The following is a 20795-nucleotide window of genomic DNA, read 5'->3' as shown; positions in this document are numbered from 1 at the left end:
TTTTTCAAGGGTCAAATTTTTATCTATCAACTGTTTATCCCACAAATCCTCAAAGAAAGCGTGGAGTTTCCTGAGTCCTGTTGTTCAGCCAAGTTTTTATGCTTTATATTTTTTATATCGAATCGGTAAAGATTCACCGAGAAGTAAGCACCTTAGACATTCTCTAAAACATGAAGGATCTTAAGATGAGCGCCCTGAAAACTATTCGCCGTGCAACAGTCGCTGTGGGAATCTCAGCAGTCCTCCTCGCCCCTCTTGCCCCAGCTCAAGCAGCATCTCGCCCCGCCCCAGAACCGCGCCCCAGCTCCAGCCCATCTTACTCCCCTCAGGATGCGGGAAAAACGCTTGGGAAGATCATTGCAAATATCCTCAAACAGCTTCACATTTAAAGCTAATACTCACCGTGGTGACAATACCTTCACTCTTTACATGTTTTATATGTTGAGGTAAAGATCATAACACCCGGATCCCGCATATTACACGGCATAAAAAATACCCACACTATATTTATTCCACGGAATAGTCAACCACCTATTCCGTCATGTTCCAGGGCCGAAGAAGAATGCCCCCAACATTCTTCTTCGGCCCGCTCTACCCCCTCTCACAAGCATTCTTCTGCCTCAGTAAAAATCCGCTGTTATGTGGGGTAGATGAAGATGAACATTCACCCATAATTGGTACGCTGACATACCTGCTGCACCCTGTAAGGCGTTTACAAGCCTTTCTCTTGCAGCCACTCATCCAACATGCGGCGGGCCACCGCATTCGTTCCGGGCAGCTCAAGTTTCGGCTCACCGGTGCGCTGCTCCGCAATAGCCTGCGCCAGCTCGGGTGCGGTAAACCAGCGGGCGGAGTGAATCTCACCGTCTAAGTGCGTCACCGGCTGGGAAGCATCAACCGTCACCCGGTAGCAGACCATGAGTGAACGGGGAAAAGGCCAAATATCGCTCATCCGGTAATCCAGGCGCAGAGCGTCCAGCCCCGTCTCTTCATACACTTCACGGGTCACCGCCTGCTCCAGGTTCTCCCCCGGATCCACAAACCCGGCAATCAGCGCGAACCGGTTGCGCGGCCACAGCCTGTTATTGGCTAATAGAACGCGGCTATTATCCTCGCTCATAATAAGTGCCATCACCGCCGGCTCAATACGCGGGAACACCATCTCCCCGGAACCGGTCAGGCGTATCCCTTTGTGGGGGTCCACCGGGGCTGACTCTCCCGTGTAGGCGGAGTATGCCATCTCAATCAGGTAGTCACGTTTCGCCAGCGCCGCACCGTACCGGGCCCGCCCCGCCGGGTCGGCGTGCACAGGGTAGAACCAGAAACCCGCCGTGGACACCCTACACCCTTCAGGCAGCGCGCCCAGCTCCTGGGTGAGCGCCGCCAAATCTGCATCTTCAACATAAACAGCGCGGTACTCAATAGCGTGCCGTGCTTCAGGTTTCATGAGTTTAGGTTCCAGACTGACGTCCGTAAGACTGTCTTCAGGCGGGCTATCGAGGTAGTGCAGGGTTCCGTCGGCGCCGACCAAGGTGTCACCCGACCGGGAGACAACCAAGTAACGGGTACGGCGTGAGGCGGTTTCATCAGTTACGGTGGTATGCGCTGGTTGCTGCGGCTCATGCGCTGTCAGCTTCTTGTTCTGAGTGCTCATGCCCTCAACTCTACGCCCGCACCGGGGCACCCCACCAAACTGAGCCGCCTACCTGTTCCAAGACGCGCCCCCTGTCTGCGATGGGCAGGGAACACGTACGGTCTTTGCAGACCGCCAGAAAACAATAATGCTGCCAACCCTCAGCTTCCCGCACAGAACCGGTATCTAGGGTGACATTACCGAGCCGAAGAGGGAAAATAGAAACCATGACTATTACGAACCCGACGACCACCAGCGCGTGGTCAGCACTAACCCAGCACAAAGCATCGCTCACTCCGAATTTGCGAGCCTGGTTCGAGCAGGATCCTTCCCGCGCCCAGAAATTTAGTTTTGATGCCGCAGACCTGCACGTAGACCTCTCGAAGAACCTCATCACCGAAGAGACCGTGCAGCTTTTGCTCAAACTCGCCGAAGAGGTGAACCTCGCCGAACGCCGCGATGCTATGTTCACTGGCGAACACATTAACGTGACCGAGGACCGCGCGGTTCTGCACACCGCGCTGCGCCGCCCCAAAGGCTACTCCCCCGCCCTCGTTGTTGATGGGCAGGATGTCGATAGCGATGTTCACGCCGTTCTGAACAAGATGTACGCTTTTGCCGATCGTGTGCGTTCGGGCGAGTGGACCGGCGTGAGCGGCAAGCGCATCGAGACCGTGGTAAATATTGGTATTGGCGGTTCTGACCTTGGTCCCGTGATGGTGTACGAGGCGCTTAAGCCTTACGCCGACGCCGGGATTTCCGCACGGTTCATCTCAAATATCGACCCGACCGATGTTGCCGAAAAAGTTTCTGATCTTGACCCCGAAACTACCCTGTTCATCGTTGCTTCGAAGACCTTCGGCACCCTAGAAACCCTGACCAACGCTCGTGTGGCACGCGACTGGCTGCTCACCGCGCTTGGCGAGGCGAACGCCCTGCAAGGAAAAACCGCAGAAGAAGCCGTGGCTAAGCACTTTATCGCCGTTTCAACCGCGCTCGATAAGGTTGCTGCCTTCGGCATTGACCCCGAAAATGCCTTCGGCTTCTGGGACTGGGTAGGCGGTCGCTACTCCGTAGACTCGGCGATCGGTACCTCGCTGGCCATCGTCTTCGGCCCGAAGGTATTCGAAGAATTCCTCGCGGGCTTCCACGCCATGGACGAGCACTTCCGCACTGCGCCCTTTGAAAAGAACGTGCCCGTACTCATGGGCTTGCTTAACGTATGGTACGTGAACTTCTTGGGTGCCGAAACCCACGCGGTTCTACCCTACGACCAGTACCTGCACCGTTTTCCCGCCTATCTGCAGCAGCTCACCATGGAGTCCAACGGTAAATCCGTGCGGGCTGACGGTTCCTTCGTGGACTACTCCACGGGCGAGGTTTTCTGGGGCGAGCCCGGCACCAACGGTCAGCACGCTTTCTACCAGCTTATCCACCAGGGCACCCGCCTTATCCCTGCGGACTTCCTGGCCTTCGCCAACCCGGCGCACCCCACCAAGGATGGCGATCAGGATGTGCACGAACTCTTCCTCGCAAACTTCTTTGCACAGACTCAGGCGCTCGCTTTCGGCAAGACCGAGGATGAGGTACGCGCCGAAGGTACCGCCGAGCATGTGGTAAACGCCCGTATCTTCAGCGGCAACCGCCCTTCGACCTCTATTATGGCTTCTCGCCTGACCCCGCGCGTGCTGGGCGAGCTGATTGCCCTCTATGAGCACATCACCTTTGTGCAGGGTATCGTGTGGGGTATCGATTCCTTCGACCAGTGGGGCGTCGAACTCGGCAAGAAGCTGGCGCTCGATCTGGTACCCGCTATCAAAGGCGACCGCGAGGTTCTGGCACGCCAGGATTCTTCGACCGCATCCCTGATCGACTACTACCTTAAGCACCGCAAGTAGCAGTGCCCTAGGCTAATATGCGCGGTGCCCCCGATGAATCTCTCATCGGGGGCACCGCGTTTTAATAACCGCCGCTTTCACTCGTCTCCCCGGTTCAACGGTATGAATGAGACTACATCACCTTGAGGGTATCGCGCACCAGCTCCGCCACGATGCGCGCAACCACTGCCTCAGGCAGAGTCGGCACCGATTCGCTCTCTACTCCCCCGGTATCGGCATGCGCAGTGAGCGTTGTCTGTGCGTCAGAGGGCTCATGATCGACTCGCGTGGCGGGAATATGCACAAACCCCGCAGGAATCCGCCGCCCCTGGCGTTCCAGAATACGGTGTGCCTCATAAAATACGTGGTTGCACACATAGGTTCCGGCGGTGTACGAAATCTCAACCGGTAGCTCCACACCGCGCAGACGCTCATAGCTTGCCCGCACTGGCAGGGTCGAAAAATACGCGTCGCGTCCCTCCGGGGTAATCGCCTCATCCACACGCACCACACCGTCATTATCCTCAATATCGGCGGAGTCCAGGTTGATGGCAACCCTCTCAAAGCTCACCTTATCCCGCCCGACTGCCACGCCCAAGCTGAGCACCGCATCCGGGCGAATATCGGTCAGCATCTCCTCTAAAGCCTCTGAAGACCCCGCATAGCTCACCGGAATCTCACGGGTTACAACCTGTACCGCAGATTCGTCGGCGAGTACATCAGCTACCTGCTGCGCTGTCACCCCGCTCGGGTTCACGCTCACGCCGGGAAACGGGCCGAAATAGGTAATGAGAAGGGTCTTTGTCATCGTTGTCCTTTACACGTCGTCGGGTACCCTAGAGGTATGGCACGCACACACCGTCACAAAGAAGAACCCGTTTTTCTTCTCCAGGATACCCCCGATGCCCTGCGCGAAATCGGCGTTGATGATGAGCAGGAGGCGCTAGCCGCTGTTCGTGAACCCGCACAGGCGTTAGAAGGTGCCTCGTTCCTTCAGGCGGTGGGGCGGTTTTACCGCTTCTATACGCTCGGTCGCGGGCGCGCCAGCCGCTCCGAAGTGCTGTGGGCATTGCTCTATCTGACGATCACCACCGGCGCGGTACTGGGGTTGACGATCTATCTGGGCATGCTCTCAGAAGACCCTCACATGGAGTCCCTGATTCGGGTTCTCTATATGCTCATGGTGACGCTCACGCCCGTATGGATTATTGTGCATATTCTGCCGCTTTCTTCGCTTCTGAGCAGGGCGCGCGGTAAACACTAGCTCACGCAAATACCCATGCAAAAACGCCCGCGGCACTCAGACTACGGGCGTGCACACTATAGGGGGTTTAATGCCGCCTACTTACCCAGCACTTTCATGAGCTCTTCAGGGGTTTCAACCACAATAAGCCGCTGCAAGTATTCGGGCTTTAGCAGCTCAGTGGTTGACATATACTCCATAGCCTCAATAAGTTTCGTCCAGTACCCGTTCACGTTCATCAGCGCCACAGGCTTGTCGTGAATCTTCAAAAACTGCCAGCTGAACACCTCAAAGAATTCTTCCAAGGTTCCGGGGCCGCCGGGCATCGCAACAAACGCATCGGCCTTATTAATCATGGCGATCTTACGCTGATGCATGGTATCGACAATGTCGAGAGTTGTCTGCCCGGGGTACACGCCCTCCCACTCCACGAGCTGGTGGGTGACCACGCCGTAGACTTTGCCGCCTGCATCCAGGGCTGCACCCGCGACGGTTCCCATCAGACCTGTACTGCCGCCGCCGTAGACCACACCAATACCTCGTTCGGCGCAGGCACGACCCATCTGCTGCGCGCGTTCCACGAATAGTGGATCGTTGCCGAAACCGGCACCACAGTAAACAGCAATATTGTATTTTTCAGGCTGACTAGTTTGTTCCGTCATTGTTCTTCTTTCTGCGCGCTCCAGTGCGCCGTCCACTCGCAGGATATAGTGCAAACACCTATTGCACGCTACAGCCATTGGGGAGGCACACGCAAGTGGGACAGGTGGGGTGTGCCATATTCACGGCGTGTTACCAGGTGAGGTTCCCTGCTGCTGAACCGCCCCGCCCGTTTAGCGCGGGTGGGCAGAAAGTACCGGAAAGATGCATTCAATATTGAGCGGGGCTTGGGTGGCATCCCGGTTCTGTGCGGGGTCTACCCAGCGCAGTTCGGCGATTTCGGCTTGCGGGGTGAGAGCGGCGAGCACTTCATATTCGCTGGGGTGCGGCAGGTACTCGTAGGTTTCGGCGCGAACCGTGTACCCGTTTTCATTAAGTGCGGGTGCCTGAAATGTCCCCAGGTGCACCATGCGGGCAGGGTCAGGGGCGAACCCGAGTTCTTCGGTGACTTCACGTACCGCAGCACCAAGCGGGGTTTCGCCGGGGTCGGGTTTGCCGCCGGGCATCATGTACCCGCTTGCGCCTGTTTTACGCACGGTCAGTACCAGCCCCCGTTCGTTACGGATTGCAACCGCTGAAACGTACACGATTTTCCGTTCGGTGTCTATGGCCGCATGAGTGTGGGCGGCTTGAGGGCGTAGGTTTTCGGGCATGGTTCTACCCTACCGCATCCAGGTTTATAGGCTCCGGTTTTCTCTCTACCAGGTACGGCCCTACTGTGCCTGTGACAAGATCAGCCACCTGCAAAATATACAGCATATATCGGGGTTTTTAACATCCTAGCAGTATAAAAGTAAGAAAAAACAGAAGAAACACCTTCTTTAGACAGCAAATGAGGTGTTTACCGATACAATAGAAAATGCTGACCTTCACCGATTCGAGAGGAAACCGCCAGCATGACTTCCGCTATGACCCGCCGCACCGCACTCACCACGCTGGGCACAGGCTCCATCGCCGCGCTAACGGCATGTTCGGCGTCCCTCACAACCGCCAATACTGCGGGCACTCATGACTCTAATGGCGCATCTTCAGCAAATAATAATTCGAAAGCCAAAGCCTCCGAACGCAGTGACTATTCGGGCGCAGTGGAATTCAATAGTTATGACACTTCTGCGGGCGAGTATAAGCCAGCCACGCGAACCTCTCCCCCGCAGAATGTACCCAAGCCCATCAAACCCGAAAATATGGATGAGCACAGCGTGGCTGGGTTATACTCCGCGATAGGTTTCTTCACTACAGCGCTAACCTACGCTTTTGTTACCGGCGATCTTGGCCCGCTTGATCATCTCCCCTTCAATGAGGCAGACACTAACACCTTTAAACAGGAAATCCAAGAAGCCAGACGAAAGATGAACGGCGCATGGTATGAAGAGTTTAAGATAGCACTCGCTCTTACCGCCGCTCAGCCAACTCAGGACGGGGACAACTACAATTGGCCTGCTAAGTACATCTTTTCTCTGGGTAGTTTCGTAGTGCGCCGGGGAGTTCCGGTAGACCTTCCCAGCAATAAGCAATCGTCCACAGAGGAAGCTTTGATTACCGCACAGTATAAAGACGGACGGTGGGTTTTCCCAAACACCAAAGATAGCGGCGGTGGAGGCAGCTTCGGGTCCTCTGGCGGCAACTTCAAAGTCTGAGCCTTTAGCTTTTCCAGACCTGAGGGGGCCACCCACGTACCTCCGAGCCGCCCAAGGCAGCCCAACGACACTGCCGCCGGTGGGTAGGCGGTGTGCACCTGCTTGGGCGCGTCGGGCCGTGGCCCCAAAAACCTCTATAGGTGAGGTTCTCTGGGCGGGCGACTAAGGGACAAGCCTCGTCAAATCTGGCAGGTGCTCCGCCATGTAACTGTATAAAATCATGGCGTGGTTACAGTGCTCATCTTTAGCTGCGTACAGTAGGGTAATGCGCATATCACCGGTTTCTTTGGCGTTGGCAACAACGCTGCGCATGAGGCTCTGCGCTTCAGGGTTCACATCAAGTTCCGCACGATAGCGGTGCTTGAATGCCTCAAAATGTTCCGGATTATGCCCGAACTCAATACGCGCCTGGGTAGAAGGAGCCAGATCCTTCGCCCATTCGTTCAGGTGAGCCCGATCCTTAGCAACCCCGCGCGGCCATAGCCTGTCTACAAGCACACGGTAACCATCATCGGGTGATACTTCTTCATATATACGTTTAATCGTAATATCCATATTTCCAGCTTATGCAGGATACGCTTCACTGTGTACCCCCGCCACTTTTACCGACCGCCTTGGCACGTGAATACAGGAAAGCGGTGCGTGCCTTATTACTGAAGGTAACGGCACGCACCGCCTGGTAGTCAGCCTTGAACGGGCCTGCGCCGCCACAGCTGAACGGCGCAGGTGCACTGAGTATGATCTGGGCAACCCCAGCAGGGGCTGCCACTTTCAAAAGGACGTTAGGGCTGCTCCGTGGGGTGCACCTCAGCGTGCTCACTCGGTGTATCGGCAGCGGCAGCCTCGGGGTTATAGCTCGGGAGCGGGTCACGCGTGGGGGCATCACTTGGCACGGCCCACGTATATGATGCAGACGGTGTAGCGCTCGGCGACTCAGCAGCCCCAGGATCATAGCTTGGAAGTGGGTCACGCGTAGGAGCATCACTCGGCACGGCCCACGTGTAGTTGGGTAAGGGTTGTTCGTCCGGAGTGGAGGCGGCCAATGCCCCCGTCGCAAAGACTGCCCCCGTTAGGCTCAAAACGGCAACGGCGCCAGCTCCGATAACAAAGGGGGAGGTGTTCTTCTTCATGATGGTACTTTCCTGGGGTGTATGTAGTTGTATGCGGTGAACGCACACCAGCCCGATAGCTGGTTATGCGCCTCTTCACAGTACCATGAAGATATACTTTAGATTTAGATTTTGTGGCTAAGATCGTTACTTTTCTACTGAAATCGGCACACAGCACTCCCGCTGAAGGGTGAGCGCCCTAATTGTGCTTCCGCAGCGTCATAAAACACACATCTGCCGGGGTGAAATTTTCGCCGATGAGCACACCATACGATGTGTACACAGCGAAAACCTCACCCCGGCAGGTTTTCTCGTGACGCGGTTATTGCTGCGCTTTAATGGTGGCAGAATCTATACCGCCCACGTCCACTTTCTCCAGCGGGATCAGGCGGTCGCGGGTTACTAGAGCGTGAATGACCCACACCGCTATGAACACCGGCAGACCAATATATGAGCTCATTACGCCCGCCCAGTTCCCTTCAAGAATCGCCTCATAGTTCTGCCCGCCGATCACCAGCAGGCACATGATGAACGCGATAATCGGACCCACCGGGAAGAAGGGGGCCACGTAGGGAAGGTCGTTAAGGCTATGCCCCTGCCGCACGTAGGCGCGGCGGAACCTGTAGTGCGCCACCGCAATGCCAACCCACGTGATGAACCCGGCAAGACCCGAGACGTTAACGAGCCACAGGTATGCCGCTTCCTGCGAAATAATGGAGGCAATGAACCCGATGGCTCCTACGGCGGAAGTTGCCATGAGGGCGGGCATGGGCACACCCCCCTTATTCACCTTGGTGAAAATCTTGGGAGCTTTGCCTTCCTGCGCAAGAGAGAACAGCATACGGGCCGAAACGTACAGCCCCGAGTTACCGGCGGAAAGCACGGCGGTAAGGATCACTGCGTTCATCGCTGCGGCAGCGAAGGCAATACCGGCTCGTTCGAAAATGAGGGTGAAGGGAGAAATGTTAATATCCCCTTCGGCTGCGGTGAGCAGGTTCGGGTCGGCGTAAGGGATGAGGAACCCGATAATCACCATGGCGCCAATGTAAAACAGCATGATGCGCCAGAACACGCTGGTGAGCGCGCGCGGCACATCGCGGCGGGGGTTCTTGGACTCCCCGGCGGCAACACCAATCATCTCGGTGCCTTGGAACGAGAACCCGGCAACCATGAAGATGGAGAAAATAGCGACGGGGCCGCCCACAAAAGGAGCGTCACCAGTGGTCCAGTTTGAGACACCCGGCGATGTCCCTCCAAGAATCCCGAAGATCATGGCGATACCCGCGATTAAGAACACGATAACGGTGACCACTTTAATAGTGGCGAGCCAGAATTCGCCTTCACCATAGGCTTTGGCGGACAGGGCGTTCAGCCCCGTCAAGAGAACTAAGAAGGTACCTGCCCACACCCATGAGGGAGTCTCCGGCAGCCAATACTTCATCACTTCACCGACCGCCACGAGCTCGGTCGCGACGGTAATCGCCCAGTTAAACCAGTAATTCCACCCCATGGTGAACCCAAAGGATGATGAAACGTAACGGGTTGCATAGGTTTGAAACGAACCCGGGACGGGCAGATGCGCTGCCATCTCACCCAGAGACTGCATGAGGAACAGCACCATAATGCCGATCAGCCCGTAGGCGACGATAGCTCCGCCAGGTCCTGCGGTAGAGATCGTTTTGCCGGAGGCCACGAACAAGCCGGTGCCGATGGCTCCGCCGATGGCGATCATCTGTAGGTGACGCGCCGAAAGACCGCGTTTTAGCTCCGTTTCTTCGGGGCTGTTCGCCGCTTTTTCTTCGGATGTGGGGGACATATTTTTCTTCCTTGTTGGTCCCGCGCATGGCAAACACCCCGATCGGTGGCGGGGTGCGGCGACGCGGCGAAAAATCATCTTTAGAAAAACTAATGCGACATAAGTTTTTCTTATTTAGTCCCCTATTCTACTCCCCTGCTGGCACCCGCCGCCACCGGAATTTTTCGCAAACACCCCGAAGGCAGCAAAGCTCCAACTCACACTGGGCATACTCTTGCGCTAGGATATTCGAAGACTTATTTTCACTCTTGCTGAGAGGCACCATGAAAGATACCGCGAAGGAAACAAGCGACGCAGAACATTACGCCGCGATCGGTCATAACCCCACCGAGAGCGGCTTCAAACAGGCTTTACGGGCATCCAGCGTGGTGCTTGCAAGTTTCGTGGTGTTGGGGTTAGGTTTGGGCGTTATTATTAGTGCTCACCATTTACCGTGGTGGCTTGCGCCCGCAATATCCCTCATCGTTTACGCCGGTTCCGTCGAGTTCCTGGTGGTAGAAATGATCGCAACCGGGGCCAGTGTAGGTGCTATCGGCTTCACAACTCTGCTCGTGAACTCCCGCCACCTGGTGTACGGTATTTCCTTCCCGCTGCAGAATGTGAAGGGTTTCTGGGCGAAGCTCTACGCCATATACACACTCTGCGATGAATCCTACGCGCTCAACACCGGCCCCGACCGGAATACGCTCTCTCACGCACGTATTCTATGGGTGAGTACATTCCTGCACATCAGCTGGGTGGTAGGAACAACCGCCGGATTCTTTATTGGTGCATCGTTTCTGAGCCACCTTGAGGGTATGGATTTCGCCATGACGGCGCTGTTTACGATCCTCGCGATTGATGCTTACCGCGCTCAACGGGATAATGTCACGGCCCTTCTCACGCTGATCTCCGGCACGGTAGGCATTATCCTGGCACCCGGTTCCATGCTTCTGGTGTCGATGGGAACCTACACTGCCCTGCTGATAGTACGGTTCTTCATCGCAAAATCACGGGGAACACTACCAGAACACCAGATACCCGCCCCAGAGAATAACACAGCAGTGACGGCTGCCGAAGGCGGCACATCAGATCAGGTGAAAACCCCAAGCCCCACATTCACTCACCACAACGACCCGCAGGAGAACCCCCATGATTAACGGCCACATCGATAGCGGCTATATTATCAGCGCTGTTCTGGTGGCGGCGGCTGTAACCTTTGTTCTGCGGGTGCTCCCCTTTGGTCTCAAAAAAGCCCTTGCAGGTTCTGAGGTGCTGGATGCGCTCAGCCACTGGATTCCACTCGGGGCCGTAGCGCTTCTGGCGATCTACGCGGTAAGCCGTATTGACTTTTCATCCACACACACCGCGGTTCCCTACCTTGCCGGGTTTGTGGTGACGGTGCTCGTGCACCTGTGGAAGAAGAATATGGTATACAGCATGATCGCCGGTACCGCCACCTGCGTTATTCTCATTAACTGGGTTTTCTAGGGGTATAGCATGTCTGAAAGATCTTCACACCCCAGCCGCCGCCTTGGAGACGCGCCGCAGCAAACCAGCAACGAACAGGTTCTCGATATTATCGCCTCTGCGGGTCTGGTAACCAGCAGCATTCCGGTGGTGCAGGAACGCGAGCAGGCTTTACGTACAAGCAGCGTCCACAGTGTCGAGCTCCGCCGCGCTGGCGAGAGCGGATTTCGTGAGGCAATGCGCGTTGCATCCCTTGTGATGCTGGGCCTGTTTTTCGTGGGAATTGGGCTCGGTGTTGTGATACACAGTCTGGGGTTTCCCTGGTGGCTTGCACCCCTGCTTCCAGGAGTTTTATTCGCCGGGTCGGTAGAGTTTGTATTGCTGACGATGATGACGGCGGGTGCCTCGCTGGTATCCGTTGCGGTCATGACGCTGCTCATTAATTCACGGCACCTCATGTATGGGCTGTCCTACCCTATCGAGCGTGTGCACGGCTCTCTCGCCAAGTTTTACACTGTCTACACACTCATTGACGAGGCTTTTGCTCTCAATAGCGGGCCGGAACGGCATACTCTGAGAGGGTCGCGCATCCTGTGGGTTCATGCGGGAATGCATGTGAGCGTTATCCTCAGTTCCACACTCGGGTTCTTCTTGGGGTCGAGTTTTCTGGCGCATCTTGAGGGATTCGATTTCGTAATGACCGCGCTCTTTACGGTGCTGGCCCTTGATGCTTACCGCGCTAACCCCGATAGGCTCACGGTGCTTTTCTCGGTGATCGCGGCGGTGCTGGCGTTGATTATTGCCCCGGGGTCTATGCTCCTGGTGGCGATGGCAGTGTATATGGCGCTTCTGATGGGGCGTTATGTGGCGGCGAAGAAACGCGGTTCCCTGCCTCAGCATATGCTGGTTGCCGACGATCCGACGCGCAGCTGCGCGGAGCGTGAGCATGCAGAAGAGAGCCCACGCGAACCAGCGCAATAGTTTCAGACGGCATAACAAAGCAGGCACCACGGCACGGAAAACCGAGCATGGTGCCTGCCTGATAGGCTCAGCTGCGTTTACTTAACAGCTGCGAGCGCAGCCTCGTAATTGGGTTCGTTGGTGATTTCGGGAACGAGCTCGGTGTACACTACCTCACCGGCGGGGTTTACGACTACCACGGCACGCGCCAGCAGGGCCTCAAGCGGCCCGTCGGTCATGGTTACGCCGAAGTCCCGCCCGAAAGATGAGCGGAATGCGGAGGTGGTAATAACGTTCTCGATCCCCTCAGCAGCGCAGAAGCGGCCAATGGCGAACGGAAGGTCGTTCGAGACGCACAGCACCACAGTATTGTCTAGTGCGGCAGCGTCCTTATTGAAGGTGCGTACGGAGGTTGCGCACACGCCGGTATCGACGGAGGGGAAGATATTCAGAATAATGTTCTTGCCCGCAAAATCGGTGCCGGTGATCGTGTTCAGCTCGGCCCCAAGTACCTCGAACGCGGGAGCTTTGGTGCCCACTGCGGGCAGCTCGCCGATGGTGTTGACGGGGGTTTCTTCATGAAAAGTAATTTTAGCCATGCATCAATTGTCACCCTGTGCCGGGGCCAGCGCAAGAATGCAGGTGGGACCCGTGACGGATGTGCCCGTCCGATGCGGTTAAGACCCGGGCTTTCTTGCTGTGCCGCGACTGCACCTGCTGCACGTGGCACCATTCACAGTCGCCCTTAGATCGGCGCCGCTGCGCTGAAAGCACCCGAGGTTCCTGTCACCGTCCGGTTCTCTCACGTGAGTGTTCAGGTATCCTATGTGTATCCCGCAGGCGGCGAACCGAACGTGCAAGCGCACGCTCACGCGGCTACGGTGCGCACGTTTGGCAGGGGCACGAAGGTGCGCCGTACCGGCCCCAGCCCCCTGTGCCCGGGCTAGCCGAAAATTTAATAGTCTTGACCCCACGCCGAGAACAGAGAAACACCTCATGAAGCCAACCGCATATCAGACTTTTATCCTCTGTGCCCTAGCCGCAGCAGCCCTCGCAGGATGCAGTAGCGGAGCGTCCGTGAACCCGCGGGCGGGTACCAGCGCATCGGCTTCCGCAACAGCAACAGCGCCCGATACGGATAATGCCTCCCCCAGCAGCAGTACCAAGCCAAAACCCGCGAGTATTACGCCCAGCACCTTGCCTCCTCCTACTGTGGTGACCATCCCGGCCGCCGATGGTGGCGGCAGCTCCTCTAACGGTAACCGTGTGGTGCAGAACGTTCCCGCTCAGGCGCATGCGAAGGCCGGTACGACAGGTGTTCCTACGGGGGTGCAAAGCTGGGCTACCGATAAGCACGGTGCTGTTTCGTTCCTCACCCCTACCGGCAATATTGGGTGCGATGTGATCTCTGGTGATTCGATGGTGGTGTGTATGCTCAAGGAATCCCAGTGGACGGAGAAGGTAGACAGCCCCGGTATCGACCCGAAGACCGGTAAACCTGTGCAGCGCCGCGCGTTCCAGCTGCAGCTTAAAGCCGACGGGTCGTCACAGGTCACGGCCCCCGGCGGTGTGAATGGGGCCATGGGCAACCGTTCATCCACAAAAACCCTGCAATACGGGCAGATGCTGCACGTGGGTACGTTTGTTTGTGCCTCTGAACAAAACGGGGTGACCTGCTGGAATCACACTACCGGGCACGGGGTGTTCCTTAACCGCACCGAACACATCACCTTTTAGCTTTGGGTGCGCCCCGTCCGCTGGCCCCGGCGGCGGCTGGGGCGCGCCGCACAAGAGCACACCGATTTATTACCCCTGATTGGAGTTGAACCTTGCGACCAACCGTCACAAAAATCACTATCCCTGCCGCCGTGGCGGCGCTTACTCTCACAGCCTGCGGCAACCCGTTTGGTGCCTCCACCGAGTCGAAAAGCACTAAAAGCAGCGGCTCTTCCTCCAGCAGCTCGGCTCAGGTGTCGCATTCCTCGTCGTCATCAGCAGCGTCAGCGGCCACCAGCAGCAGCGCGTCACCTTCGTCTTCCCCGTCGGTGGTGACGGTCACCGCAACTCCTGAACCGACCCCCAGCACGGTGACTGTGTATGCGAGCCCAGATAAGAGCAGTTCTTCGCCGTCATCTTCGTCCTCAAACAGCGGTAAGGCAAAAGCTGGAGCACCCACCAGCGGGCAGGAGGCGCTGGAGCAGAATAAGTCGAAGCTGCGCGGCAGCTACACGTGGGCTGCGTCCTCCTCTGATACCTCAAATTATGATGCGAACGTTGAGCTGTCGTGGATTATGGTGGGTGCCCAGGGCGGCACCGACGGCCCGTACCATATTATGCTGTTCCACTACGGCGAGTACTTGGGAACCGGCACTTACGACCCCCTGTATGGGAAACCCAATATTTCGCGCACCGCCGCCAACCAGATTTTGGCCACACACAACACCAATAAGGCTTCGTTCACCTGGGACAATTCTCAGGGGAAGATCGTCATGAGCGGCCACCTGCCCACCGTTAACGGGTAGCCCAAAAACGGGGCGCACACATCAAAAGGCCGGGCCCGCGTCCTTCCCCAACGGTGGGGTGGATGCGGGCCCGGCTTGGCATGTTCACAGCGTAATTAGTTGGCGCCGATGAAGCCCTTCTTCTTAAGGATCACGAATGCAACTGCGCCAATGAGTGCAATAACGATAAGCTTCTTCATGGTTTTCCTTTCGTCGGCACCGGGTAGCGGCCTAATCCGCAACGGTTACGGTGCCCCCTTGCACATTTTAGCGTAGAACGGCGAGTTTTACGGCGTATTTTGTGCGCCTATATAGCTGTGAATAGGCTGGATATGGGAGAATGCCGTATGAGTATTTTCAAGAAAACTTCTGATGATTCCACACCCGTCTCCCGAGCACCGGTGGTGACATCCTGTTTTCTGGGGATCATGGGTGTTCTGCATTTTGTAAAACCTGAGCATTTTGATCGGATTGTGCCGCGCGCCCTGCCGAGCTCGGCACGGTTCTACACCTATGCTTCGGGGGTTGCTGAGCTTGGTGTTGCAGGGCTGCTGACCGTCCCAATAACCCGCCGGGCGGGTGCCCTCGCGGCCATTGCCCTGTATACGGCGGTGTTCCCGGCGAATGTGCAAATGGCGTGGGATTGGCGGCATGAGTCAGCATTTAAACGTGTTGTGGCTTTCGGCCGTCTACCGTTGCAGATTCCACTGATTCATAGCGCCTGGCGCATCTATAAAACCTCCTCTCGGCGCTAAAACTCTACCCTGGCGGTGGCACAAGCTGCGGCCGTGCTATGATAAAAAATCTTCACGCCTGGATTATTATAAAGGAGCACTATGTCTAGTACCCGCCAGAACCCGGCCGAGCAGGCGAAGGCCCTTGCTTCCCAGCTTAAGTGCCCCATGGGTGACACCGGTCAAGAGCTAGCACACTCTTTAAACCTGGGGAATCTTCACATGATTGTGAGCGCCCTGAACGCATTAGGCATTGAGGAAGATGACCGCATCCTGGAGGTGGGCCCGGGCAATGGTGGGCTCCTCAATTATGTTCTCTCCCTCGCAGAGAACCTGCACTATGATGGGGTGGAAATTTCGCCGCTCATGTATGAGCAGGCCCGCGCCGCCAATAACGTGTTTATCGCAGAAGGGCTGGCTGAGTACGCGCTGTATGACGGCGTGAATCTGCCGTATGAAGACGGTATTTTCACGAAGGTGTTGAGCGTGAATACGGTGTATTTCTGGGAGGAACCGGCTTGGCTGCTCGCAGAAATGTGCCGGGTGCTTACCGCCGGCGGGCGGGTGTGTTTAAGCTTCTGTGAAAAAGATTTTATGAAGACCCTGCCATTCACCAAGTACGGCTTCGCCCTGTACGATGCCGCCGATATAGTTGCGCTCACACAAGAACTGCCGCTACATACGGTAGCTGTACAGCATCTGCACGATATGGCGGTGGCGGGCGGCTCTGCCCGGCTGGTACGACGCGACTACGTAAACCTCGTGCTTGAAAAAGAACACTAAAAACACCCGGACAGTACCTACATATTTTTGACACCATCACTGGCGGTTTCTATCGAGAAGAGTTTTTGCCTTCAGAAGCTTTTTACTCGTCATTAATGCAAAAACTCTTCTGAATAGAGTGCGTTCAATAGGCCGTTTCTCGTATTCAAACATAAAAAATATTGACGCGTATATTCCAAAACAGGTATAAGTGTTTTATAAGGAGTAATATTTCTCTCTCACGACGCTCAGAAATGTGCTCGCCATACTAATCTAAGGCGGAGAAGCAATGGCAAACACTAACCTCACGAACAAGCTCAAGCCCGAATTCCGCACTAACCCGCCCGTTGAAGAGAACGGCATCCTGATGTGCCTGGATGATGCGCAGGTTCAGGGCGATAACGCCAAATACATGAAATTCTACAACCGCATGGCCACCGTCTACGACCTAGGCGAACGGTGGCTGGGGCGGCTGTCCTACGGCGATAAGATCGCGCAGATGCGCCGTCAGTTCATGAAAGAACTAGAGTGGTTTCCCGGCTGCTCGGCGCTGTACGTCTCAATCGGCACCGGCACCGACTTGCGCTACCTGCCCGACGATATTGAGGTGAGCGCAATCGACTGGACGGGTGCCGATATTTCGCTCGGGATGCTCAAGAAATGCCAGAAAATCTGGGGTGGGCGCGCGAACCTGAACCTGGTGAACTGTGCCGCCGAGGATCTGCCCTTTGCCGATCAGAGCTTTGATGTGGTGCTGCACGTGGGCGGCATTAACTTCTTTAGTGATAAAAAACGCGCGATCGAAGAAATGATTCGGGTGGCAAAGTCCGGCACGAAAATTATGATCGCGGATGAAACTTCCGACTACATCGATTCGCAGTACAAGAAGAGCATCTTCACTCGCAAAGAGTACAAGGATGCCACCTTCGACCTCTCAGAGATTGAGGCGCTGATTCCCAGCACCGTTGAGGATGCACGCACCGAGCTCATCTGGGACGACCAGTTCTACTACATTACGTTCCGCACCCCGCGCCACTAGGAGGAACGTCATGGTAGTACCATTTGCCATTGCTGGGGTGCTCATGGCGTTGGCGGTGGGCGCGCACGTTTTTGTGGGAACCCGTGAGACGCTGGCGTTGCGTCCCGCCGAGGACCGTCCCACCGCTGACGCTGCGGCCAGCACCCCTAGCACTCGTGGGGAGCTAATCCGGCATTGGGCGCAGGCCATGTGCGTGTTCCAGCTGGTGAGTGTTGATCTGCTGCTGGTCACTGTCGCTGCCCTGCTTTTAGCGTTCACCGATGTGCTGCCCGCTAAACGGGATATTGGGCTGTTTATCGCGGCGTATTTAGGCGCATGGGGCGTGGTGTGGCTGGTGCAGCTGGCGGCGGTGAAGGTTGAGCGCCGCACCTACTATATGTTGGGGCATTGGATGCTGTTCTTCCTCTGCGCTGCCCTGATGGTGTGGGGCGCGTTTTCGTTCTAACAACATACACGCGGCGCCCCGAAAAGAAATCTTTAGGCTGAAATAGCCTATTCTCTTCGGGGCGCCGCGTGCACTATAACACTTACGTGCTGGGTATTAATGCACCTTTAATATAAGGGCGTTTTACCCTTGGCTGGTGCCACATTATTCTTTGGTGGGCACCAGGGTCTTGAGGGTAATGTCGCTTGAGACTCGGCCGTCCGCGTCTTCAAGGTATGCGCGTACCACATACTTCTTACCCGCCTGCAGCTTATTACCGGGAATAGTCAGTTCACTCTCAAAGTCACCGTTCGGCTTCGGGGTAACCGTCGTATTCACGATCTCATCATCCCTGATGATGTCATTCTCAACGTCGTATTCGGCGAAAATCAGCCGAACCTTGGACCCGTTCTGAGCCGCTGTTGCAGGGTCAAAGCCGCCGCCAGCAACCTTCAGGTGGTTCTCGGCGGCGCTGCGGCTAAGGGGCGCGCCGTCCACAATGCCAACAGCCTCAGATTCCGTATCTCCGCGAAAGTCCTCAACTTCAGCGCGCGACCAGTCATTGGCGCCAGTTTCAACAACCACCTGGTAACGCTTACCGCTTTCGATCTTCGAGCCGGGCACCTGCACCTTAGTGGTGAAGTTACCGCCATTCAGGTCTGCTGAGGCGTCCTTCGTCACCAACGTCTCAGTGACCTTACCGTTCTCGTCCAGGGCTTCAACCCGTATTATGAGGCGGGTGGCACCTTCCTGGCGGGTTCCGCGCACCGTAAGGGTGTTGGTGTTCAGGTGACGGTAAAAAGTGTTATTCCACGCGAAGTCTGGGGTCACTGTTACCGAAGGGTGAACGTTCTTCTCATCAACCTGCTGCACGGGAAGGTCCTGCCGGGCCTCCACAGTGTGATAGCCATGACCGGAGTAAATAACAGCAAACACAGCGTAACGCTTCTGGGGGTCGAAGTTGCCTTTCACTTTCGCGGTGCCGCTGAAATGCCCATCTTCAGTCACGGTAAGCTTCGCATCATCTTGAGCTAAGTTCTTGCCCGTGCGGTCGCCGTCAGCATCAAGCTCATAGACTTCTGCCTGCAGGCTCTCGAAGGATTGGTTCGGATCAATCCCTTCACCGGTGATTGTTAGGGTATTCTCCCCGGTGATGGGGTTCAGCGGGCCGCCCTCAACAGAGGTAATTTTTGTCTGCTGAACATTATCAGAGTTGTCATTGGCGTTGTCGTTATTGTTATTGTTGCCCGGAAGAGAGCTTGAACCGCCCTGGACAGTATTTGAGGTCGCCGGAGGTGCAGCATTCACGGGCGAAAGAGTAGCCGCCGTGCCGCCAATCAGTGCGAGAGTGCAGGCTCCTGCGAGCACGGAACGGGTGGGGAAAGAACGCATGGTCTGCTCCATTCGTCGGTTAGTGATTACATTTCTAAGATAGCCGTACTCTTAGGTAAAGGTCTAGGTTTTTTACAATTATTTCCATAATGTTTAAGGCAGCCGGGTAGTTGTATAACTATTAGGGGTGGCTGTGTCACCTCCGCGCACTATAGGACGCAGTTTCCGGGTGTTGATTAAACCGTGCCGTCACCACGGCCACCCGAAAACTGCGTCCTCAAAAAACCTACCCGACTAGGCCCAATACGCGTGTAAAGAGGCGCTAGGGGTTCACCGTAATATACTCCGTGACTTCGGACTGCTCCTGGTCGTCAATACTCGCCTCAATCACATACTTTTTCCCGGCCTGAAGCTTATCCGCAGGAACCGCAAAGTCAGTCTCGAAGCTGCCGTTGGGCGGGTTGACGGTAACCTGCTTTTCAGCCAGCGCATCCCCGGCAGGTTTCTGCGCATCAATGTTGTACTCGCGCAGCCGCAGGTGCATGGCGGTGCCCTGCTGTACGTTCTTAAACCCGCCACCGGCCACCTTCACCTGGTTATGCTGGCTGCTGCGGCTTACCGTTCCGTCGGTAATCACGGCAAAGGAACCGCCGTGACCATAGAGTTCTTTAATGGCTCCCTGTTCCTTGGTGCCGCCGTCCATTGCCACCGCGAGCGTGTAGTAGGTTTTGTCCTTAATTTTCTCTCCGGGCACGTGCAGCTTGTAGGTGAATGTGCCGTCCTTCAGTTCGCTGGCGGCAACGGTACCGGTGGCTACCTCATCGCCTGGGCCGCCGTCCTCATGCTTTTCCCGAAGGGAAATGGCGACGCTCGCATCCGAGTTAGGCGGGTAGTAGTATTTGCCGCGGATGGTGACCTCATTATCCTGCCGGTGTGTGTAGAGGGTTTCGGGTGAAGTCTCGAAGCATGGACGTAGTTTTGTCGGGTCGGTGGGTTTTATATTCACAGGGGCCGTGGCGTGCACCCCCATATATCCCCCACGGCCCGTATGGTCAACAATGAACACGGCGTAGTGTTTCTGCGGGTCTACGCGGGAGCCGCGTACGGTGAGCGTGGCATCAAATTGTCCCCGCTGCCCCAAGGTCAGCTGATCGGATGCTTCAGCAATGTTCTCGCCTACCGGTTGACCCTGCGCGTCGATTTCCCACATTTCGGCGTAATACCCGTCGGTGAGGGTCTTATCCAACCCGGTACCTTGCACCTTAATCGTATTTTTCTCTGCGAGGGGGTCGAGTGTGCCCTCGGTTTTCTGGATACTTGGTTTCTGCTCCAGTTCGGAAGGGGTGGATTGCTGACTGGATGGGGTGCTGCCAGCCTGTTGAGGTTCAGCGAATGCCTGCGACAGTGGCACGGCGGTGGCCCCCACTAAGGCAAGGGCGCTGGCTCCAGCAAGGGCACCTCGGGTACGAAAGTAACGCATCATTGCTCCAATCTTCGGTGACTTTCGGATGCCTTTTAAACCTAGCACCAACTTTTAAGTTCAAATACAGTTTTTCATGAACCTTTGAGGAAGGTTTAAGGTTGTCTCTAATGCTGCCCCAGCACCGCACAGCAGTGAT

Annotated in this window: 23 protein-coding genes; 13 read left to right on the top strand and 10 right to left on the bottom strand. The window is 56.2% G+C overall.

All coding sequences use genetic code 11. From position 1 onward, the window contains the following. Window positions 1-185 precede the first annotated feature (185 nt). Window positions 186-389 carry a hypothetical protein gene (locus D8M41_RS01610; protein ID WP_006887466.1) on the top strand — a complete coding sequence of 68 codons (204 nt, stop codon included), beginning with the start codon at window positions 186-188 and terminating at the stop codon, window positions 387-389. A gap of 323 nt (window positions 390-712) precedes the next feature. On the opposite strand, the gene D8M41_RS01605 is transcribed toward D8M41_RS01610, so the two are convergent. After that, window positions 713-1654, bottom strand: a complete 942-nt coding sequence (locus tag D8M41_RS01605) for an NUDIX domain-containing protein (protein ID WP_006887482.1) — start codon at window positions 1652-1654, stop codon at window positions 713-715. 206 nt (window positions 1655-1860) lie between these two features. Here D8M41_RS01605 and pgi point away from each other — a divergent pair, with 206 nt between their 5' ends. Then, window positions 1861-3531 carry a glucose-6-phosphate isomerase gene (pgi, locus tag D8M41_RS01600; RefSeq protein ID WP_023134107.1) on the top strand — a complete coding sequence of 557 codons (1671 nt, stop codon included), beginning with the start codon at window positions 1861-1863 and terminating at the stop codon, window positions 3529-3531. Between the two features lie 112 nt (window positions 3532-3643). Here pgi and D8M41_RS01595 read toward each other — a convergent pair whose 3' ends face one another. Next, window positions 3644-4318 carry a pyroglutamyl-peptidase I gene (locus D8M41_RS01595; RefSeq protein ID WP_023134109.1) on the bottom strand — a complete coding sequence of 225 codons (675 nt, stop codon included), beginning with the start codon at window positions 4316-4318 and terminating at the stop codon, window positions 3644-3646. Window positions 4319-4354: 36 nt separating this feature from the next. On the opposite strand from D8M41_RS01595, the gene D8M41_RS01590 reads away from it, so the two are divergent. Further along, complete coding sequence (locus D8M41_RS01590) at window positions 4355-4774, top strand: hypothetical protein (protein WP_023134110.1); 420 nt, start codon at window positions 4355-4357, stop codon at window positions 4772-4774. Between the two features lie 77 nt (window positions 4775-4851). On the opposite strand, the gene D8M41_RS01585 is transcribed toward D8M41_RS01590, so the two are convergent. After that, window positions 4852-5415, bottom strand: a complete 564-nt coding sequence (locus D8M41_RS01585; RefSeq protein WP_023134111.1) for an LOG family protein — start codon at window positions 5413-5415, stop codon at window positions 4852-4854. 171 nt (window positions 5416-5586) lie between these two features. After that, the gene (locus D8M41_RS01580; protein ID WP_023134113.1) at window positions 5587-6066 is read right to left on the bottom strand and encodes an NUDIX hydrolase; all 480 of its coding nucleotides are present in this window, start codon (window positions 6064-6066) and stop codon (window positions 5587-5589) included. Window positions 6067-6309: 243 nt separating this feature from the next. Here D8M41_RS01580 and D8M41_RS01575 point away from each other — a divergent pair, with 243 nt between their 5' ends. Next, window positions 6310-7050, top strand: coding sequence for a DUF6318 family protein (locus D8M41_RS01575; RefSeq protein ID WP_051344428.1), 741 nt, complete (start codon window positions 6310-6312; stop codon window positions 7048-7050). 162 nt (window positions 7051-7212) lie between these two features. Here D8M41_RS01575 and D8M41_RS01570 read toward each other — a convergent pair whose 3' ends face one another. From D8M41_RS01570 to D8M41_RS01560, 3 genes are all read right to left on the bottom strand, one after another. Next, window positions 7213-7605 carry a DUF488 domain-containing protein gene (locus D8M41_RS01570; protein WP_023134115.1) on the bottom strand — a complete coding sequence of 131 codons (393 nt, stop codon included), beginning with the start codon at window positions 7603-7605 and terminating at the stop codon, window positions 7213-7215. Window positions 7606-7832: 227 nt separating this feature from the next. Beyond that, entirely contained in the window at window positions 7833-8180 is a 348-nt protein-coding gene (locus D8M41_RS01565; protein WP_037286250.1) for a hypothetical protein, read from the bottom strand. A gap of 301 nt (window positions 8181-8481) precedes the next feature. Continuing rightward, window positions 8482-9975 (bottom strand): amino acid permease, encoded by a 1494-nt coding sequence (locus tag D8M41_RS01560; protein ID WP_126926288.1) that lies wholly within the window; start codon window positions 9973-9975, stop codon window positions 8482-8484. Between the two features lie 263 nt (window positions 9976-10238). Between D8M41_RS01560 and D8M41_RS01555 the strand changes: the two genes are divergently transcribed. The 3 genes from D8M41_RS01555 to D8M41_RS01545 are packed head-to-tail and all read left to right on the top strand — an operon-like array spanning window position 10239 to window position 12405. After that, window positions 10239-11114 (top strand): AzlC family ABC transporter permease, encoded by an 876-nt coding sequence (locus D8M41_RS01555; protein ID WP_126926287.1) that lies wholly within the window; start codon window positions 10239-10241, stop codon window positions 11112-11114. Continuing rightward, the gene (locus tag D8M41_RS01550; RefSeq protein WP_126926286.1) at window positions 11107-11445 is read left to right on the top strand and encodes a branched-chain amino acid transporter permease; all 339 of its coding nucleotides are present in this window, start codon (window positions 11107-11109) and stop codon (window positions 11443-11445) included. The genes D8M41_RS01555 and D8M41_RS01550 overlap by 8 nt, the downstream gene beginning before the upstream one ends. 9 nt (window positions 11446-11454) lie before the next feature. Further along, window positions 11455-12405 (top strand): AzlC family ABC transporter permease, encoded by a 951-nt coding sequence (locus D8M41_RS01545; RefSeq protein WP_126926285.1) that lies wholly within the window; start codon window positions 11455-11457, stop codon window positions 12403-12405. Between the two features lie 77 nt (window positions 12406-12482). Here D8M41_RS01545 and tpx read toward each other — a convergent pair whose 3' ends face one another. Beyond that, entirely contained in the window at window positions 12483-12983 is a 501-nt protein-coding gene (gene tpx / locus D8M41_RS01540) for a thiol peroxidase (RefSeq protein WP_006887477.1), read from the bottom strand. A gap of 397 nt (window positions 12984-13380) precedes the next feature. Here tpx and D8M41_RS01535 point away from each other — a divergent pair, with 397 nt between their 5' ends. From D8M41_RS01535 to D8M41_RS01510, 6 genes are all read left to right on the top strand, one after another. Then, a complete protein-coding gene (locus D8M41_RS01535) occupies window positions 13381-14121 on the top strand; it encodes a hypothetical protein (protein WP_037234784.1) in 741 nt (246 codons plus the stop codon). Window positions 14122-14213: 92 nt separating this feature from the next. Then, on the top strand, window positions 14214-14906 hold the full coding sequence (locus D8M41_RS01530) for an LppP/LprE family lipoprotein (protein ID WP_037286257.1): 693 nt from the start codon (window positions 14214-14216) through the stop codon (window positions 14904-14906). Between the two features lie 326 nt (window positions 14907-15232). Continuing rightward, on the top strand, window positions 15233-15640 hold the full coding sequence (locus D8M41_RS01525) for a DoxX family protein (protein WP_006887471.1): 408 nt from the start codon (window positions 15233-15235) through the stop codon (window positions 15638-15640). Between the two features lie 81 nt (window positions 15641-15721). After that, the gene (locus D8M41_RS01520; protein ID WP_023134128.1) at window positions 15722-16402 is read left to right on the top strand and encodes a class I SAM-dependent methyltransferase; all 681 of its coding nucleotides are present in this window, start codon (window positions 15722-15724) and stop codon (window positions 16400-16402) included. A 268-nt stretch (window positions 16403-16670) separates the two neighbouring features. After that, a complete protein-coding gene (locus D8M41_RS01515; RefSeq protein WP_126926284.1) occupies window positions 16671-17420 on the top strand; it encodes a class I SAM-dependent methyltransferase in 750 nt (249 codons plus the stop codon). A gap of 10 nt (window positions 17421-17430) precedes the next feature. Beyond that, a complete protein-coding gene (locus D8M41_RS01510; RefSeq protein ID WP_126926283.1) occupies window positions 17431-17865 on the top strand; it encodes a hypothetical protein in 435 nt (144 codons plus the stop codon). A 144-nt stretch (window positions 17866-18009) separates the two neighbouring features. Here the strand turns inward: D8M41_RS01510 and D8M41_RS01505 are convergent, their stop codons facing one another. Together D8M41_RS01505 and D8M41_RS01500 are read right to left on the bottom strand one after the other, a co-directional pair. After that, window positions 18010-19236, bottom strand: a complete 1227-nt coding sequence (locus D8M41_RS01505) for a histidine kinase (RefSeq protein WP_174232400.1) — start codon at window positions 19234-19236, stop codon at window positions 18010-18012. Window positions 19237-19498: 262 nt separating this feature from the next. After that, window positions 19499-20659 (bottom strand): hypothetical protein, encoded by a 1161-nt coding sequence (locus D8M41_RS01500; RefSeq protein WP_126926281.1) that lies wholly within the window; start codon window positions 20657-20659, stop codon window positions 19499-19501. Window positions 20660-20795: the final 136 nt, after the last annotated feature.

This window comes from Rothia sp. HSID18069 (assembly GCF_003989155.1).
In the GTDB taxonomy this organism is placed as follows: domain Bacteria; phylum Actinomycetota; class Actinomycetes; order Actinomycetales; family Micrococcaceae; genus Rothia; species Rothia aeria.
This window is presented reverse-complemented; position numbering and strand designations above follow the sequence as displayed.